Consider the following 19,732-nt stretch of genomic DNA (forward strand, 5'->3'; position numbering starts at 1 on the left):
TGGGGCCGGCCACTACGCCGATCGAGCGGACACCTCGTCGAGGAAGTCGACGAGGTGCCCGAACACGTCCAGCGCCGCGCCGCGGCCGATGAAGGTGTCGAGGTGGCCGTAGGACGGGATTTCGGTGTAGCGGACCTCGACGCCGGGGTTGCGGTCCGCGAGCACCTCGTAGCAGAGCTTGTTCGAATCGAGCCAGGCCGCGTTGCGGCTGCCCGACAGCAGCAGCACCGGGCAGTCGATGCGATCGGCCTGATCCAGGGCGTTCTCCGGGAGCGCGCGGTAGCGCTCGTCGTCGACGTTCCAGCGCACCACGGCGTGCGCCAGTTCCATCTGCCGCAGGTGCGGCAGCACCGACAGCGGTATCGCCCCGAACAATTCGGCGAGACGATCGTGGGTGCGCGGATCGAGGTGATCGTGTTCGAACAGGGTGGCGCCCATCCCCCAGCCGCCGTGCACCATGCGGCAGGTGGGATCCGGGCATTCGCCCTTGCGCGACAGGGCCGCGTACAGCAGCGTCCGGCGGTTCCACAGCCCGACCTTGCGGAAATCCGATTCCAGGTGGGTGACCCGCGAGCCCATCAGTTCGCTGCCGATCAGCACCCGCCAGCGCGCCGCCGTGCTGACTTTCGGGGTCAGGAACACGCCCTGCGCGACGACGCCCGCCAGGCCGGGGAGCAGGCCGGCGGTCAGGCTCAGCGACAGCGCGAGCGCGCCGATGCAGTGCGCCACCACGAACAGCGGGCGCTCCCCGATCTCCGCCCGGATCCGGGCCACCGCGGCGGGCAGGTCGTAGAGCGCGACATCGTCGAAGGTGTAGGGCTGCCCGGAGGTGTTGTGCGGCAGCCGGGAGCTGCCGCGCCAGTCGAGCAGCCAGGACTGATAGCCCGCGTCGGCGAGCACGTCGGTGACGTTGCGGATCTCGGGGAGGGCGAACATCTCCGAGGACACCCCGTGTCCGTGCACCAGCAGCACCGCGGGGGCGCCGTCGGGTCCGACGCGGCGCAGCCGCAGTTCGACGCCGTCCGCGGTGCGGAAGGAGATCGCCGGCGCGGCAGCGAGTTCCGTTCGGGTCGAGTGGCTTTCGATCATCGGCCCTGCTCCTTGCGGAGCGCGCGGCGCAGATCCAGCAGATCGGTGCCGACGCGCAAGACGGGTTCCATCAGACTCTTGCCGAGCTGGCCGCCGAACCAGCTCAGCCACAACAGTTTCGCCAGCCGCCGCTGACGCTCGGGCAGGCTGGGATCGACTTCGATGCCGTCGATCTGATCGGGCAGATAGGTGTGCATCGGCACGGCGACCTCACCGCGGTAGGACGCGGGCTCCCCGGCCCGGCCGATCTCGATCACCTGGGTGCCGAGCTGGCGCACCAGGCGGCGGCGCGCGGCGGCGAACTTGTAGCCCTCCAGCCACCAGTCGCCGCCCGCGGCGTCCCGCAGGGTCAGCTGGTAATGCATGATCGGATGCCGGGTCTCGTGGCGCAGCGGGATGCCCTCGTGCGGCCGCACGATCGCCGTGCCGGTCACGGTGAGGGGCTCGCCGTGCACCCGGGCACAGGCGAATTCCCCGCCGACGTCGAGGGTGCGCGCGCTGAACACCTGCGCGCCGCCGGCCACGGACAGGGTCAACCGGAGATCGCACTGAGTGTCGGCGGAGTCCCCCACGGGTCCGATTGTCCCGGTGAGCGTTTCGTGGAAGCGCAGATAGGGTTCCGCGTCCGGCCGCGGACCCGCGGCCGCGAGGGCCGCCAGCATCTTCCCGCGCGCGGCGGGACCGGAGGTCGCGGGCGCGGGCAGGCCCCGGGCGGCGACGAAGGCCGCGGTGCGGTCGGCCGACGCGGGCGGCGCGGTCACCATCGCCGCGAGCTGGGTCCGGGCCACGGGACTCCGCAGCACCTGCGCCAGCGATTCCAGCTCCGACACCGGCCCCTCCTCGATGGCGCGGACCGTGTCCTCGCACCACTGCTCCCAGTGCTGCACGCGCACGCCCAGGCCGCCCAGCGTGGTTTCGGCGACGATCTGCTCGAGGGTGGTGGGCGGCCCGGTGAGGTGATAGGTGTGTCCCCAGGCGCTCGGCGTGCCGACGATCTCCGCCGCCACCCGGCTGACCCAATCCACCGGCGCGGCATTGAGATTCCGGAACCCCGGCACCGTACGAAACCGCAGCAGCGCCGCCGTGATCCCGGAATTGAGATCGCGGGGATTGTGCGCGCCGGTTTCCGGATGGCTGCCGATGCCGCCGGGGCGCAGGATGGTCACCACCAGGCCGTGTTCGCCGGCCCGGCGCAGGACGGCCTCGGCGGCCCATTTGGAACGGTCGTAGCCGATGGGCAACGCGGCGACGTTCGCGGTCGGTTCGTCCTCGGCCAGGGTGGCGGCCTCGGCGCCGTTGAAGACCGCCAGCGACGAGATGTGGTGCAGCGGTTTGGGCTTGCTCGTGCACGCCAGCTCGGCGAGCGTCAGCGGGCCGAGCACGTTGGTGCGGCGCAGCGAGGGATAGCCGCGCAGGAAGTCCACCGCGGCAGCCGCGTTGACAATCGAATCCACCTCCCCCGCCAGGGCTTTCCACTGCTCGCCGGACAGGCCCAGTCGAGGTTCGCGCAGATCGCCCGCCAGCGGAGTGACCCGGCGCAGCACCTCCCGCGACCACGGCAGCGCGAAGCGGCGCAGCGCCTGCTCCAGCCGTTCGGCCGCCGCGTTGTCGTCGTCGGCGCGCACCAGGCACACCACGTGGGCGTCGCTGTGCCGCAACAGGTCCAGCAGCAGGTGACTGCCGAGGAAGCCGGTGACCCCGGTCAGCAGGATGCGGCGGGGTGCGACCCGCTCGGGCGGCGCGACGAGCGGGAGGCGGTCGGCTCCGGAGAGATCGGCGAAGAGCTGCGCGAGGTCGTCGTGGTCCTCCGCAGGGGACTCCGTCTGCGGCAACAGAAGTTCCGGATGATCGGCCAGCCAACCCTGGGCGAGCCGGCGTGGGCGCGCGTCGAAGAACACGGTGTCGAGATCTGGATGAATATCGAGTTCCCGCTGCAGGGCAGCCACCAACTCCACCGCGTCGAGGGATGTGCCGCCCGCGTCGAAGAAATCAGTATCGGCTTGCAGCGGCGTCCGGCTGAACCGATTCGCGATCGCCGTGATCGCGGTAGCCAACTCGTCGAGGCCCCAGCGCCGCGAAACACCCTCTCCGACCGACTCGGTCGTGGCCATCACGCCGCCGTCCGCCCGCTCAGCGCGCGACGTCAGCCCGGGGCTGACCGGCTCGGGCGCCATTGTCACACCGCTGCCCGCGGCGTCGGCGGGCGGTGCCGGGTCCGAGTCGGCAGACGCGGCAGGCAGCGTGGCACCCGTATCCGTGGCCTCGGCAGGCGCGTCTGTTCGCTCGATCGCGGTGCGCGACGGCGTGCCGGTCGCCGCGAGCAGCGCCGCGATATCCATTCCTGTGGAGCCATTTTCGCCGTTCACGCGGCGGTCGATGATCGCGTGGCGTGCGGCCACCCGCTCGGTCTGGCCGGGTACTCGCCCGGCCGGGCCAGGCACCCGCTCGTTCTGGGCGGTCACTCGGCCACCTCCTTGTCGTTTGTCCGGGCCTCCCAGGATCGGAATTCGCGCAGGCGCTGGGGCGGCACCGCGACTTCTACCGGGCCAGCGGTGGAAGCGGCGTCGAGCAGACGGGCGGCCAGTCGGCGCGCGGGCTCGTTGCGCGCGGTGTGATCCACCGACATTCGCACGGTGGGATAGCCGAGTTCCTCCGCTCGATCCGCCACCCAGGTGAGCAACCGTTCCTCGACGCCGCGACCCAGCGCACGGCAGCTGAGCTGCCAGCCGCTGATCCGCAGGCTGTCGTCCTCCGGGCGCAGAGCGAGCACCGATATCAGGCCGTAGTCGCCGAAGCGGTCACGGGCGGTGGCGGTCCATACTTCGCCCTCGGCGCGCCAGCGATCGAGGTCGGAGACGGTGACGGCGGCAAGGGTGAACTGGTTGGTGCGCCGCACGAGTTGGCGGGCGCGTTCGAGGGTGGCCTCGGTGAGCGGTTCGATCTCGACCGTCAGGTCCAGCTGATCGAGGAAGGTGGCGAATTCCGCGGCGGCGCGGGCGTCGTCGCGCGCTTTCTCCTGGTGGTAGAACTCGGTGCGCGCGGCGTCTTCCGCGGTGGCCGCCACCGGCACCAGCGGCCAGAGCCGGTCCAGGAACGATTCCAGTTCGTCCGCCGGTGGGCAGTTCACCGACAGCAGCTCGGGCAGCCGGGCGCGCAGGCGCGCCACCTCGACGGGGTTGTCGTCGAGATAGCAGAAGCTGTCCAAGCCCAGGCGCAGGCTGCGCGCGATGTCCTCCAGCCGCCGGGACTTGTCGTCCCAACCGGCGGAGACGACGACGAAATCATCGACACCCAAGAGACTTTCGGGCCGGGCGAGCACAGCCTCCACCACATCGGCGTCGTTGTTGGTGACCAGCACGAGCAGCGTGCCCGCCGCGCGCCACCGCGCCAGCCGCCGGGCCAGAGCCAGGCGGGGCGGGTCGAAAAGCACCGCGCCAGCGCCGATCTCGCCCGCCGTGCCACTCCACAGGGTGTCGTCGCCGTCGACCGCGATCACCTTCGGTGCGGGCTCGGCGACGGCGTCGACCGTCGCGGTCAGCGCGAGGGCCACGGCCGCCTGGAATTCCGCCGAGAACGGCAGGTGGGCCAGCGTCTCGGTGCGGCTGTCGAAGGGTTCCGGCACCGGGTGCTGCCGGGTCCACTCGCCCGGTGTCAGCACCGCGACACCGGGGATCTCGCGCAGGCGTTCGGCCACGAGCCGCTCCCACGCCGTCAGTCGCTCCTGCGGTGCGGCCGTCGGCAGGAGACCGACGATCACCGGCCGGCGCGTGCGTTCGGCGACCTCGCGCACGGCGGCGGGGTAGTCGGCGGCGAGTTCGGCGAGCAGCTCGTCGGACAACGCGCCGAACCGTTCGAGATCGGCCGCGCGCAGCAGCACGATGCCCAGCGCCACCGAGGGCTGCGCGAACACCCCCGACGGGTCGCGCAGACAGGACAGCACATGGTGATAGGGCGCTTCGGCGACGGTGATCGCCGAGGTCCGCGCGGAAGCCGCCGCCAGCAGTTCCGGGAGCCGGCCCAGGGCGAATGTCGCGCCCAGCGCCACGCGGGTTCCGGAAACCGTTCGCTCCCCGGCGATTTCGGGACGGGCGGGCGCACCCGGATCGGCGACCACGGCGGCGAGCGTCGCCAGGTAGTCCGCCCCGAACTCGGCGCAGGTCCGCTCGTCGATGATGTCGCTGTTGTAGGTGAACCACACCTGCCCGGTGTCGGGCAGCACCGCCACCATGAGGTCGAGATCGGAGTAGCCGGTGCTCACCGGAACGATTTCCGCCGCCGCGACCGCGGAATTGGCGCGCAGGTAGTTGAAGTACACCTCGATCAAGGGCGCGTTGTCGCGGTGCAGTCCCGCGCCCGCCAGCGCGGCGAGCACGTCGGCGAAGCCGGCGCCGGGCGCGAGCAGCGTCCGCAGCCGATCACCGGTGCGGCGCAGCACGTCGGCGACGACGTCCGCGCCGGTGACCGACGCCGGGAAGGGCACGGGCAGACCGAAATACCCGACGGCGTCGGTCGCGTCGGCGTGCATCCGGGTGTCCACCGGCACCGCCAGCGCGAACGTGTCGACCTGTTGCCGCCGGGCCAGCAGCAGGCTCAGCGCGCCGAGGAAGACCGCCGCCGGGGTGAGGCCGAGCTCGCGGGCACGCGCCGCCACCCGGTCGTGCAGTCCATCGGGCAGATCGAGGGCGAGCGCGCCCGCACCGTAGCTGCGCCGCTCCGGGCGCGGGCGCGCCAGGGTCAGCTCCAGCCGACCCGCTCCGGCGAAGGCGTCGCGCCAGCCCGTGACCGCCGCGGCGGCATCGCGCCGCTCGGGCTGCGCGGCCAGCAACTGGTGCATGTCGCGGTTGGTCACCGTGTCCGCCAGCCGCGCGCCGGACAGTTCCGCGCCGAGTTCGCCCGCGACCAGCAGCATCGACTGCACGTCACTCATGCTGTGGTGCGCGCCGAAAAGCAGCACCTGGTCGGCGGATTCGGCGTCGAGCAGCTCGAACCGCCACAGCGGGCCGGTCTCCAGGTCGAACGGGTGCGCCATCAGCTCCTGGAATCGCTCCCGCACGACGGTGTCGTCGAGCCGGTCGAGGTGCCGCCACGCGCCGAGCACGCCGGGCTCGCGCTGGATCTCCAGCCGGCGGCCGTGTTCCGGACTGGGCCGGATCGTGGTGCGCAGCGCGGCGTGCCGGGCGGCCAGCCGGGCCAGCGCCGCGTCCAGCTCCGCCGCGGTCACCCGGGCGGGCAGGCGCACGGCCACACCGCCGGTCTGCGCGGCGCTCGGAATACCGAGCTGTTCGGTGCGCAGCAGCCGCATCATGTCCCGGGTCACCGGGAGCACCTCGACCTCCGGAACCGCAGCGGGCGCGGGGTCGGCAGCACCGGACTCGTTCTGCCGCAGCACTTCCGCGACGAGATAGTCGGCGAGGTCGGCGAGGTTCTGCTCAGCCAGGATCGTGCCCAGCGGCACCGAGATCCCGGTGTGCTCACGCACCTTGTTGCGTAGCTCGATCGCCATCAGCGAATCCAGGCCGAGGCTCTGGAAGGTCCCCTCGACCGAAATCGCCTCGCTACCCGCGTGACCGAGCACCTGGCCGGTCCACTCCGCCACCGAGGCCGTCGCCGAGGCCCGCGCCTCGGCGGGCGTGACAGCCCGAAGTCGTTCGGCGAAGCGCGATCCCGTCGCCGGATCGGCGAACGCCGCCTCGGCGACGGCGCGGCGGGGCGCGCGGCGTACGAGTCCGCGCAGCAGCGGCGGGATACCCACGCCGCGTCGGAGCACGCCGGTGTCGAGCAGCAGCGGCACCAGCAGCGCGTCGTCCTGTCCCAGCGCGGCGTCGAAACAGGCCATGCCATCCGGTACCGCGAAGGCGCGCACGCCCGCGCGTTCGATGCGCCGGATGTCGGCTTGCGCGTAGTGGTCGTGCATGTCGACCGCCCAGGCGCCCCAGGCCAGCGACTGGGCGGGCAGCCCGAGCGCGCGGCGGCGCAGCGCCAGCGCGTCGAGGTAGGCGTTGGCCGCCGCGTAGTTGGCCTGGCCGGGCGTGCCGAACAGTCCGCCCGCCGCGGAGAACAGCACGAACATCGACAGGTCACGATCGGCGGTCAGCTCGTGCAGATGCTGTGCCGCATCGACTTTCGGGCGCAGCACCCGCTCGAGCCGCTCCGGGGTGAGCGCGCCGAGCACGCCGTCGTCCAGCACGCACGCCGCGTGCACCACGCCGGTCAGCGGCAGGTCCGCCAGCAGCACGGCCAGCGCCGCGCGGTCGGTGATGTCGCACGCCGCGAAGCGCACCCGCGCACCCCGGCTCTCCAACTCCGCGCGCAGCGCGGGGCCGCCCGGGCCATCGATACCGCGGCGGCTGACCAGCACCAGATCCCGCGCACCGTACGCGTCGGCCAGATGCCGGGCCAGCGCCGAACCGAGGCGGCCCGGAGCGCCGGTGATCAGCACGGCCCCGTCCCCGAGCGGCACCCGCCCGGGCGACGTGGGCTCGGGCACCCGAGTCAGCTCGGGCACGAAGGCAACGCCGTCGCGCACGGCCACCTGCTGCTCCCCCATCGCGAGCACGGCGGCGACCGCCACCGCGGTGTCGTCGGTGTCCAGCAGCACGATTCGGCCCGGGTTCTCCGACTGGGCCGAGCGCACCAGGCCCCATGCCACCGCACCCGCCGGGTCCGGCACCTCGATACCGAGTCCGGAGACCGCCGCGCGATCGGGGCCGCTCCCGTCGAGCGCGAAAGCCCCGGTACGGATTTCACCCACCGCACCGGGCGCGGAAGCAGCTGCGCGAGAACCACTGACCGCAACCGCCCCGCGTGTGCGCACCAGCACCGTCTTCTGCTCGAAACGGTTGTCGCCCAATATCGTCTGCAACGCGGTCAGAGTCCGTCGCGCGATGTCGTGCACCTGCTCCGGCGTCTCCCCGGCGGGCACCGGCAGCACGATCACGTCGGCGGAAGCCGCCTCGGCGGCATCCCATTCGCACACCGTGAGCGTCCGCTCCGGTGCGGGCAGCTCCCGCTCCGACCACGCCAGCCGGAACAGGCGCCGGTGCGCGGCCGTGAGCGACGCGGCGTCCCACTGCGCGGCGGCGACCGGCCGCAGCAGCACCGAACCCACCGACACCACCGGCCGGCCGTTCCGGTCGGTCGCGGACATGGCGAGGGTCTCGGCCCCCGACCGGGTGAGCCGGACGCGCAGCGCGGTCGCCCCGGAGGCCCACAGCGTCACCCCGGACCAGACGAACGGCAGCAGCGCGTGTTCGCCGTCCGCCGCGAACAGCGCGGTGGCGTGCAGCGCGGAATCCAGCAGCGCCGGATGGATGCCGAATCGCGCGGCGTCCTCATGTGCGGGTTCGGCGAGCTCGACCGTCACGAAGATCTCGTCGTCGCGCCGCCAGGCCGCCCGCGCCGATCGGAACAGCGGGCCGTAGTGGTGCCCGCGCGCGAACAGTCCGGCGTACAGCTCCTCGACGTCGACGGGCTCCGCGGCGGCGGGCGGCCATACCGCCGAATCGGTCTGCGCCGGAACCGGTTCGGACTCCACCGCCAGCGTGCCGTCGGCGTGCAGCGTCCACTGCGCGTCCGGATCGCTCTCGTCGCGGCCGTAGACGCGCACCGTCCGGCGGTCCGCCGCGTCCGCGCCGCCGACCACCACCTGGACCTGCACGGCCCCGCGCTCGGGCACCAGCATCGGTGCGCGCAGCACCAATTCGCGCAGCACCGGGCTGTCCACCTCGTCACCGGCGCGCACGGCCCACTCCACCAGCGCCGCACCGGGCACCAGCACCGTGTTCGGGCCCGCGTGCTCGACCACCCACGGCTGCGATTGCCGCGAGATCCGCCCGGTCAGCACGACGCCGCCCGAATCCGGCTGCGGCACCACGGCTCCCAGCACCGGATGCGCCGCGTCCGCGAGCCCGAGCCCGGCGGTGTCGCGATGCAGGCGCTCGGTCCAGAACCGCTTCTCGTCGAAGGCATAGGTGGGCAGATCCACCCGCCGGGCCGCGGGCAGCAACTCGCTCCAGTCGAGGGCGTGCCCCGCGACATAGAGTTCGGCCTGCGCCCGGGCCAGACAGGTCGGCCCGTCCTGGTCGCGCACCAGCGAACCCACCGCCACCACCTCGCGCGCGAGGTCCTCCGACGCCGACTTCACGGCGGCGGTCAGGGAAGGGTGCACGCCGAGTTCGACGAAGTAGCGGAAGCCGTCGGCGACCATCCGCTCGAGGGTGGGCCCGAAGCGCACGGTGTCGCGCGCGTTGCGATACCAATAGTCCGGCCCCAGCGGCTCGTCGGTCACCGGTGCGCCGGTGACCGTCGAATACCACTGCGTGGCAGGCGGATACGTGACCAGCCGGTCCAGCTCCGCCAGCAGCGGCTCCCGGATCGGATCGATCAACCGGCTGTGCCCGGCGAATCCGGCCCCCGACCCGGCCAGCCGCGTGTACATCCCGGCAGCGTCCAGCTCCCGCACGAATTCGCGCACCGCGTCCTGCTCACCGGCCACGACCGTGGAACGGCGCACATTGACGGCCGCGATCGACACCGCGCCGCCGAAGGCCGCCACCCGCGCGGCGACCTCGGCTTCGGGCAGACCGACGAGGGCCATCGTCCCGGCGCCGCGGACGTCCTGCATGAGGCGGCTGCGCGTGACGATGATCCGCGCGGCGTCGTTCACCTCGATGACCCCCGCGGAGTAGGCGGCGGCCACCTCACCCTGGCTGTGCCCGATCACCGCGTCCGGGCGGACTCCGGCCGCCCGCCAGACGGCCGCCAGCGCGGCCATGGTCGCGAACAGCAGCGGCTGCACGACCGGGAAGTCGTCGAGGTCGGCGGCGGTCATGGCGGCCAGCCGGTCCACCAGCGACCAGCCGGTGTGCGCGCCGAAAGCCTTGTCGCAGTGCTCGAATTCGGCACGGAACTCCGCCGAGCGCTCGAACATGTCACGCGCCATGCCGACCCACTGCGCGCCCTGTCCGGGAAAGACGAACGCGGTCTTGCCATTGGTGAGGATCGGTCCGGCGCCGACGCGCACATTCGGCGCGGACTCGCCGTCGACCAACGCGCGCAACCCGGCGACCATCTCGTCCCGGTCGGCCGCCACCACGACCGCCCGGCGCTCGAACTGGGTGCGCTGCACCGCCGCGGCCCGCGCGACCGGCCCCGGTTCCAGGCTCGCGTCGGCGACGACGAGGTCGAGCAGCCGCTGGGCCTGACCGTGCAGGGCCGCCGGGCTACGCGCCGAAATCGGCAGCAGCACAGGGCGGCCCGCGTCGCTCCCGGGCTCCGGCGCGACCGCCGCCACGGGCGGTGCCTCCTCGAGGATCAGGTGCGCGTTCGTACCGCTCAGCCCGAAGGCGCTCACCCCGGCCCGCCGCGGCCGTTCGCCGCGCCGCCACGGCACCGGCTCGGCCGCGACCGCCACACCGCTGTCCTCCCACCGCACCTGCGGTGACGGCACTTTCGCGTTCAAGGTGGCGGGGATGCGCTCGTGCTGTAGCGCGAGAACGAGTTTGATGACGCTGCCCACGCCCGCCGCCGCCTGGGTATGTCCCACATTGGATTTCAGCGATCCGATACCGAGCGGCCGCGCCGGATCACGACCGGGCCCGAAGACGCGCGACAGGGCCCTGGCCTCGATCGGATCGCCGAGCGCCGTCCCGGTGCCGTGCGCCTCGACGTAGTCGATGTCGTGCGGCGTCAGCCCGGAAGCCCGCAGCGCCGAACGCACCACCTGCTCCTGGGAAGCGCCGTTGGGTGCGCTGAGCCCCTGGCTGCGACCGTCCTGGTTGACGGCCGAACCGCGGATCACCGCGAGCACCCGGTCACCGTCGCGGCGCGCGTCGCCGAGCCGCTTCAACAGCAGCAGGCCCGCGCCCTCGGCCCAGACCGTGCCGTCGGCCTCAGCCGAGAACGGCGCGCACCGGCCGGTCGGCGACAGCACGCCCAGCTTGCACAGTTCGATGTGCGCGATCGGCGACATCAGCAGCGTCGCGCCGCCCGCGAGCGCGAGATCGCACTCACCGGCGCGCAGCGCGGCGATCGCCGAGTGGATGGCGACGATCGAGGAGGAGCACGCGGTGTCCATGGTGACCGCCGGGCCGTGCAAGCCGAGGGTGTAGGAGATCCGGCCGGAGGCGACACTGGGCGAAAGACCGGTTCCCACTTGGCCGTTCAGCTGTTCGGGCGCGGGGTCGGCCAGGTAGCCGGTCCCGTACAGGCCGAGATACACGCCGGTCGCGCTGCCGTGCAGCGTGCGCGGGTCGCGCCCGGACCGCTCGATCGCCTCCCAGCTCAGCTGCAACATCATCCGCTGCTGCGGATCCATGACCGCGGCCTCGCGCGGGCCGATTCCGAAGAACGCGGCGTCGAAACGGTCGACGCCGTCGACGTATCCGCCGCGGAAGGTGTAGGCCTTGCCGGTCGCGGAGGTGTCGGGATCGTAGAGCCCCTCGATGTCCCAGCGGCCCGGGGGCACCTCGGACAGGCCGTCGGTGGCGCTGTCCAGCAGCCGCCACAGCGCCTCGGGCGAATCCGCGTCACCGGCGAACCGGCACGACATCGACAGGATGGCGATGGCGTCGTCGTCCAGTTGCTCCTCGGCGTCCTCGGTCGCGTCGTCGGCCGCGGGCTCGGCGGGCTCGAGGGGCGCTTCCGGGGCCAGGATCGCTGCCACGCCGTCGATCGTGGGATGGTCGAAGAACACGTTGGTGTCGAGGAACCGTCCGACGAACTCGGACAGGTCGACCACCAGTTCCACCAGATCGTGGGAGCCCAGGCCGAATTCGACCAGCGGCAGCGAGGTGTCGATGCGTTCGGGATCCAACGCCGCCTGGCGCGCGACCTCGGCCACCAGCCAGGACCGGATCGCCGCGGCGGACGGCCCCGCCACGGATTCCGCCGGGACCGGATCGGGTTCGTAGTCGTAGAGTTCGTCCTCCGGCGAGCGCAGCGGGCCCGCGGTCAGCGCGAGCAGCTCACCGGAGTGGTACGCCGCCCGGCACGCCGCTCGCTGGATCTTGCCGCTGCTGGTCTTGAAGATCGTGCCCGGTCGCAGGAGCAGCACCGTCGAGAGGGTGAGGCCGTGCTCGGTCGCCACCGCGCCGCGCACCGCGCTCTCGACCTCGGCCAGCTCGCCGGGATCCTCGCCGCGCACCTCGGCCACCACGACCGGTTGCTCACCGCCCGTGCCGATCTCGACGGAGAAGGCGGCGACACACCCGGCGCGGACGCTGCCGTGCGCGGTCTCGACGGTCGCTTCGAGGTCCTGCGGATAGTGGTTGCGGCCGTCGACGATCAGCAGGTCCTTGCGCCGGCCGGTCACGAACAGCGCACCGCCGGAGAGGAATCCGAGATCGCCCGTGCGGAGGTAGCGGCGGTCGTCGCCGGGCAGCCGCGCCCCGAACACCTCGGCGGTGGCCTCCTCGTCCCGGAAATAGCCTGCGGCGACGCTGTTTCCGGCCACCCAGATCTCACCCTCGACCTCCTCGGCGCGGACCAGGCCCTGCTCGGGATCGACCACCGCGACCGCCATGCCCTCGACCGGACCGCCGACCCCGACCAGGTCGCCCGGCCGCCCGGCCGCCGCGCGCACCGTCGGCGCCGCCGTGGTCGACGAGGCCGTCACGATCAGCGTGGCCTCGGCGAGGCCGTAGACCGGCTGGTGCGCCGCCGCCCGGAAGCCGGCGCGCGCGAAGGTGTCGGTGAACCGCCGCATGGTCGCGGCCCGCACGGGTTCGGAACCGTTGAACGCCACCCGCCACCGGCTCAGGTCGAGACCGTCGATGTGTTCCGGCGCGATCTTGCGCGCGCACAGTTCGTAGGCGAAATTCGGGCCGCCGCTGGTGTGCGCGCGATAGGTGGAGATCGCCCGCAGCCAGCGCTCCGGCTTCTGCAGGAAGTGCAGCGGCGACATCAGCACCGAATGCGCGCCGAGATAGATGGTGTGCAGCAGCGGCGCGATCAACCCCATGTCGTGATACATCGGCAGCCAGCTGGCGAACAGCGCGCCGTCCCACGCCTCGGCGAAGCCGGGATCGTGCCCGAGCCCCGCGCCGATCGCCGCCTGGTTGTGCAGCAGGTTCTCGTGGGTGAGCAGCACCCCGCGCGGCGCGCTGGTCGAACCGGAGGTGTACTGGATGAACGCGATCGACTCCGGGCCGAGATCGGGCGCCCGCCACCGGATCGCCTCCGCGCTCGCGATCTCGTCGGTGGCCAGCCACCGCACACCCGTCAGCTCGGGAATCTCGCCGCACAGCGCGGCCGCGTCGGCCACCACGCGCTGCGGGGCCAGCACCACGTCCACCTCGGCGTGCGCCACCATGCGACGCAACCGGCGCAGCGAGCGGTTGTCCCACTCCGGCAGCGGCGCGGGGACCGCGACCACCCCGGCCGCCAGGCAGCCCAGGAACGCTTCGGCGAACTCCGGGCCCGCGGGGTAGAGCAGCAGCGCGCGCCGGGGCGCGGAATCCTGCAGCGCGGCGCCGATCGCTTGCACGCGGGTGCCCAGTTCGGCGTAGGTCAGCTCACGGACCGCACCCTCGACGTCACCGCTGTCCAGGAACCGGTACACCAGTTCGGCGGACCGATTCTCGACCTGATCGAACAGCGTTCCGACGAAAGTATTGAGCACGAAAAACATCCTCTACCAGTGAAACTCGATACCCGGCTGGGCCGTGCCGGTGGGCTCTCCCGGGGAGAGCCGACAGGCGCCGGGCAACCGACCGGCGCCAACAGTAGCCATGTTTACGCCGCCGCGCCGAATGTCGACAAGCGCGATCTTCGCGAGCCCCCAAAAATGGGGGCGACGCTGCGCGAAGTCCGATGCGACGGCGTCGATTTCGCGTTGCCAGGACCGCATCCAGCGGTGAGGATGGCTGGGTGTCACAGACCCCGGTAGCCGACCCGATCACGTTGCGCCAACTGCCCCGACTGCGTCCCCGCGACTTCGGGCAACTCGGCGGGCTGCTGCGGCCCGGCACCCACGCCTCGCCGCTGCTGCACCTCGGCAAACGGTTCGTCCTCGCCCCGCCGGGATTGCCGACCATGCTGGTCACCCACGACATGGACGATGTCCGAGCGCTGTTCGCCCATCAGGACGACTTCTCCCTCGGCCAGGTGCTGAGCCGGCTGTCGAGCCACGACCGGATGTTCGGCAAGCAGACGCTGATCTTTCTCGACGGTGCCGAGCACCGGCGGGAACGCAAGCTGTTCTCACCGCCGTTCCAGCACAAGGCGCTCACCTCCTACGAGGACCTGATGGTCGAGGTGGTGCGGCGCGAACTGCCCAGCTGGCCGGTCGGCGAACCGCTGGAGTTCCTGCGGATCGGCTACGACCTGGCCATCGGCGTGCTGCTCGGGGTGGTCTTCGGCGACGTCGCCCCGGGCCGGGCGGAACGGCTGAAACACGCGGTGCACGAATGGTTCGGGGCGATCGAGAGCCGCGGCTTCCTCGCCGTCACCCTGCTCACCCCGCTGTTCGGCGGATACACCCCGCCCTACCCGCCGCTCGGCCGCCGCCAGGCCGAGGTGGACGTGGTCATCCTCGAGGAGATCGCCGCGCGCCGATCCGATCCCGGTTACGCGGCCGAACGCTCCGACGTGCTGTCCCGCTACGTCGGCACCGAACTCGATCAGCACGACGACGCCGCGCTGGCCCGCAATCTGCGCGGCATCCTGCTGGGCGCCTACGAGACCACCGCCATCACGCTCGGCTGGATCGCGGTCATGCTGGCCGGGCACCCCGAGGCCCTGGCCGCGGTGGACGCGGCGGCCGACTCCGGCGACCGCGCCCGGCTCGACGCGTACCTGGACGCGGTGGTCGCCGAAACCATGCGGCTGCGCCCGGTCTCCCCCTTCACCGGACGCCGCGCCATACGCGACACCGTGATCAACGGCGTCCGGATTCCCAAGGGAGCCATGGTCCTGGTCCCGATCCTGCTGATCCACGAATCACCGCAGCACTACCCGGACCCGATGACGTTCCGCCCCGAACGCTTCCTCGAAAACCGCATCAACGGCCACCTCTGGCTGACCTTCGGCGCCGGCCCGCATCGCTGCCTGGGCGCGCAGTTCGCGCTCGCCGAAGCGCGCGTCCTGTTCCGCACCATCCTCGAACAGCGCCGCATCGAACCGGTCCCCGGCGGCCTCGAACCGCCGCGCCGCTTCCACACCGGACTCAGCCCGGCCGCCAATGGGCGGGTCATTTTGCGGGAGCGTGGTTGACGGGTGGGCTCGGTTACCGCAGTGTGCTCGCGGTCCAACCCGCCGGCAGGCGCAGCGCCGACTCCGACGCCGACCCGGCCGCACCCGAATAGATGCAGAGGTTCTGGTCGGGATCGCCCGGCAGCACCACACTTTCGTACTCGATCGTGAGCGCGCAGACAAGCGGATGGTGCTAGCGCTTGGTGCCGTAACTGATCGACAGTTCGCCGACGAGTTCAGCCAGCAGCGAATCATCGGGATGCCGCCCCGCGTCCAGACGCAGAATGTCGATATTGCCCCGCGTGACCCCTCCGCGCTTCCATCGGGCTGAGCTGCGAATTCTGGTCGGATCGGCACGAGGTTCTTGAACCTAGCTAACCTCACCACAGCAGTCCTCGTGTCGGCACGCGATTTGCGTACCGCTAGTCTGGACAGGCTCGCGACGGATGCGCTCGCTTCTTCTCGGGCTCAGAACGATTCGGCAGAGTCGTCGGACACCGGAGGTCCAGGAGGGTGTGCTCGGTGGACGAACTCGGCCTCGACCTCGAAGCGCTTAAGACGACCTTCACGGTGGTGCACGAGGCGCCGTACTTGCTGGTGGAGATTCCGGTCGACCGCGCCCCGCTGCTCGCCGAGCAACTGGCCGTGCCGTTTCGTCGGTGCTACATGACCGACAAGACGCTCGAAGAGCGCCATGCAGCTACTTCGATGTCGAAAGAAGAGATCACACGAAGAGTGCTGCCGGACATCGGGTCGGTCATGTCCGGGGATTTCGGCGAGATCTTAACTGCGCTATTTTCGGCCGCCAGGGAGTACCCGGAACGGGTGCTCGATCCGAAGAAGCTGCGGCTCAAGGTCGAGCGCACAAAAGCCGCCCCGAAGTCCGATGTCGTACAGTTCGTAGTGCCGGAATGGCCGACCCCATCGGATCGAGATCGTGTGTTGTGCGCGGAGGTCAAGACCAAGGCGACCAAGGGAACATTCACGCCAATTCAGGACGCTATCGAGGGGTCAGCGATGGACCGCGCGGGGCGGCTGGCGAAGACGCTGCTATGGCTGCAGGACCGCGCGATCCTGGGTGATCTCGGCACCGTAACCTTGGACCACATCAACCGATTTCTCGACGCCACCGACCACCCGCCGGCTGACAGGGAATTCCGGGCGGTGGCCGTCATCTGCGCGAACTTGGTCGCAGCCGAGGCCACGGATATCACCCTGCCAGACCCGGAGGAGTGTGCGCTGATCGTGATTACGGTCCCCGACCTCAAGTCCACCTACCAAGCGGTGTTCGACGCTATTGTCGAAACTGCGGATTCGACAGCGCCGTGAGGAGCAGCCTTCAACGGTGGATTGTCGACGCTCAGACCCGGTACAGCATGCGAGATTTCGGTCTGCAGGCAGGATTGGATAAGCTTGCCTACCTCGACGCCCGCGTAATCGACTTCTATTTTTCGCTCGCCGGGGAGCTGTTCCGTGGGATCCGCGACGGGCGCGATGACCACGCTGACTGGGCGGTGTTGGGAAACGCGCTGGCTTCGGTAAGTCGTGACTTGCAAGGTGAAACACATTCGGACGCGGTGTTTTTCGCTGCAGTGGCCTTTTATTGTGGCGGCTATCCCGCCTCGGCGATGGTCACCATGCGCGATGCTGCAGCTTACGGCGACGGCGGTGACGAGGTACGCCGGGCGTGTCGAAGCTTGTTGACTCGCAGGCTGCAATCGCAGGAGTCCGGGGAGATCGCAGGCTTGATCGCCTCGATCCGCAACGGCACCCATGTCGGCATCGCTGAGGCGGCGGCTGCCGCTGAGCAGCAGGTGCATGCGGCCTCGCTCGCCGGCCCCGACGAATGGGTTACGCAGCGGCTGTACGCGTCACTGTTGCATCGGCTCAACATCGTGAATGTGCGGGCGGTCCTACCCGATGGCGGCTCACGACGGTGGGCACCGTTGGTCGAGTCCTTCTTAGACCGCGATCCACCGGTGTGGGAGTTCTTCCCATCTCAGATCGAAGCGATCGACGCAGGGCTGCTGACCGGTGCGCGGACATACTCGCTGCAGATGCCGACCGGTTCGGGCAAGACTGCGCTGACCGAGACCCTGCTGTTTAGCCATTTGACTGACAGACCAGACGACAAAGCTGTGCTCTTGGTGCCATATCGAGCCTTGGCGCGAGAACTGCGTCACTCTCTCGGTAGTCAGCTTTCACGAATGGGCCTCCCAGTCAGAACGGTCTATGGCGGTACCGTGCCGACACCCGAGGAAGCCGATGACCTCGTAGACGTCCGTGTCCTCATCGCCACACCCGAGTCGCTCACTGGGCTATTCGGCGCGCAGCCCGAACTCGTGGAGCAGGTTTCCCTGGTGGTGTGCGACGAGGGCCACCTCCTCGACAGTCGCGCGCGCGGAGTCGGGCTTGAGCTGCTACTTGCCAGGCTTCGCCGGCGGACTCCGGCCCCTCGGCTGGTGTTTGTTTCCGCAATCGTGCCCAATATTGAGGAAATCAATGCTTGGCTCGGCGGATCCGACGGCACGGTGGTACGCAGCAGCTATCGACCAGCTGTCGCCGAGTACGCCGTTCTAAGGCCTGCCAAAAAGGGCCGACGGCCGTCCATCGGTCTCGAATTACAGGAGCTGTCAACAGCTCTGCCCGCACACACTCTCCCCAACTTTTTGCAGCGCACCGACTTCGAATACGTCAGGTCCACGACTGGACGTACCAACACCTACGACTACACCTCTACCAAAGCCCGAGCGATCGCGGCAGCGCGCAAAGCGCTCGCGATGGGGCCCGTGGCGGTGTTCGCGACCCTAAAATTCGGTAATCAAGGGGTGCTGGCATTGGCAAATGAACTCATCGCTCAAATCGACGCTGGTATCCCACTTCCCGTGCCGTCAGAAATTATTGGCGATCCTACAGCGGTCGACGCCGTCGCGGAGTACCTGGAAATGGAGTACGGTCCGGAGTGGATCGGCGTTAGATCGCTGCGCAACGGCGCGATTGTTCACCATGGTGATATTCCCCAGGAAACGCGCGAAGTTCTGGAGGAACTGCTGTCACGGCGCGATATCGCCATGGTTATGTGCACTAGCACCTTGGCCGAGGGCGTGAACCTACCGATTCGAACGCTGGTTCTATATTCCGTTACGCGGCCAGCCCAATCTGATCCGCAAAGTCAGGCCCCGATGCTGGCACGAGACATAAAGAATCTTGTGGGTCGAGCTGGTCGAGCAGGGAGTTCAACCCGCGGTCTGGTCATTTGCGCCAATCCGAAGCAATGGCCGTTCATCCGTCCCGTCGCAGCCGGAACTCCGGAAGAAACAGTGACCGGAGCGCTTATCGTGCTCGTGCGTCAACTCCAAGCCGCGATCGCCCGAAACCCGAACCCCCTCACCAATGACATCCTCGAAGAGACATCGGCTCTATTCACTCTCGTGGACGGAATTGATGCCACTCTGCTAGAACTCATCCGCGATGAGATCGGGGCCGAGGAATTTCTCCGGATAGCCGAGTCTGTCGCTTCGGCCACGTTCGCCGCCCACCAAGCAGATGTCGCCGAATACGAAGTGCTAAAACACGTATTCAATCTTCGCGCACAGCACATGTTGGATATGCACACTTCCGGCCAGCTTACGTGGGCCCGTGATACCGGTGCCCGACCCCGCATTGTCGCGGCCGTGGTTGACGATCTCTACCCCCGGTTCGCGAATTGGAACACCGTCGAATCGCCGACCGACGGGCAGATGCTGCGCGTAATCATCGACTGGGCGTTTCGGCAACCGGGCTTCACAAACGATCTTGAGCGGGCATACGGGAGCGCGAACATATACAGCCCCGCATCCGTGACTGCACTGATAATTTCCTGGCTTGAAGGCAATTCTTATGTGCAGATGGCAACTATCGCGAGGATGGAAGTCGACATATTGTTGAGGGTGCACACGCAGGTGATCAGCCACGCGCTGGCAACTTTGGTCGAGCAAGCCGTCGCCCTTCTGCGTCAGGTATCAGCTCGGGACGGTACGAGCGTTTCCGAGGCTGTTGCGCTGCTCCCGGATTACCTTCGTTACGGCGTGTCGTCGCCAGCAGCAAGAACGCTGATAGCAAGCGGTGTGCGCCACCGACGAGCGGCTCTGGCGCTCGTCGAGAACCTTGACATTACCGAAGTGACAACTTCACCGTTCAATCGCGCCGAAATCGCGACGGGACTGCTCGCCGAGGAAGAATTCTGGATTCGTCGGCTGGGTGTATTGGTATATAGGCGAACGATCGCGGATTTATCCGGCACCCATTGATGGCCGTAGAAAATTCTTGCCGGGGGCACCGCGCGGCTACTGCGGTTGTTTGATTTGAAGCGTCTCGCATGCGGCGAAGCGTGCCCTTGGGCTAGTTTTCGTAGCGGGTCAGCGTGCCACCTTCGGCCGACCACATAAGAGTGCGTATCCAACATCTCACCCCG

General features: G+C 69.7%; 6 protein-coding genes and 1 pseudogene. 3 read left to right on the plus strand and 4 right to left on the minus strand.

The window, feature by feature from the left end; all coding sequences use genetic code 11:
* Nucleotides 1–12: 12 nt before the first annotated feature.
* Genes AB0I43_RS20645 through AB0I43_RS20655 form a run of 3 tightly spaced genes read right to left on the minus strand, consistent with a single transcriptional unit; the run spans nucleotide 13 to nucleotide 13,708 of the window.
* A complete protein-coding gene (locus tag AB0I43_RS20645) occupies nucleotides 13–1,089 on the minus strand; it encodes an alpha/beta fold hydrolase (protein ID WP_357432542.1) in 1,077 nt (358 codons plus the stop codon).
* The gene (locus AB0I43_RS20650; protein WP_357432543.1) at nucleotides 1,086–3,551 is read right to left on the minus strand and encodes a thioester reductase domain-containing protein; all 2,466 of its coding nucleotides are present in this window, start codon (nucleotides 3,549–3,551) and stop codon (nucleotides 1,086–1,088) included. The genes AB0I43_RS20645 and AB0I43_RS20650 overlap by 4 nt, the downstream gene beginning before the upstream one ends.
* Entirely contained in the window at nucleotides 3,548–13,708 is a 10,161-nt protein-coding gene (locus tag AB0I43_RS20655) for an HAD-IIIC family phosphatase (protein WP_357432544.1), read from the minus strand. The genes AB0I43_RS20650 and AB0I43_RS20655 overlap by 4 nt, the downstream gene beginning before the upstream one ends.
* 248 nt (nucleotides 13,709–13,956) lie before the next feature.
* On the opposite strand from AB0I43_RS20655, the gene AB0I43_RS20660 reads away from it, so the two are divergent.
* Nucleotides 13,957–15,300, plus strand: coding sequence for a cytochrome P450 (locus AB0I43_RS20660; RefSeq protein ID WP_357432545.1), 1,344 nt, complete (start codon nucleotides 13,957–13,959; stop codon nucleotides 15,298–15,300).
* A 13-nt stretch (nucleotides 15,301–15,313) separates the two neighbouring features.
* Here AB0I43_RS20660 and AB0I43_RS20665 read toward each other — a convergent pair.
* Nucleotides 15,314–15,460 (minus strand): annotated as a pseudogene (locus AB0I43_RS20665) (transcriptional regulator); the annotation flags it as partial.
* 341 nt (nucleotides 15,461–15,801) lie between these two features.
* Between AB0I43_RS20665 and AB0I43_RS20670 the strand changes: the two are divergent.
* Both AB0I43_RS20670 and AB0I43_RS20675 read left to right on the plus strand, forming a co-directional pair.
* Nucleotides 15,802–16,608: a Hachiman antiphage defense system protein HamA gene (locus AB0I43_RS20670; protein ID WP_356975611.1), complete on the plus strand. Its 807-nt coding sequence runs from the start codon at nucleotides 15,802–15,804 to the stop codon at nucleotides 16,606–16,608.
* A 47-nt stretch (nucleotides 16,609–16,655) separates the two neighbouring features.
* Nucleotides 16,656–19,568: a DEAD/DEAH box helicase gene (locus AB0I43_RS20675; protein WP_356975609.1), complete on the plus strand. Its 2,913-nt coding sequence runs from the start codon at nucleotides 16,656–16,658 to the stop codon at nucleotides 19,566–19,568.
* Nucleotides 19,569–19,732 lie beyond the last annotated feature (164 nt).

The organism is Nocardia sp. NPDC050435 (genome assembly GCF_040655395.1).
GTDB lineage: Bacteria > Actinomycetota > Actinomycetes > Mycobacteriales > Mycobacteriaceae > Nocardia.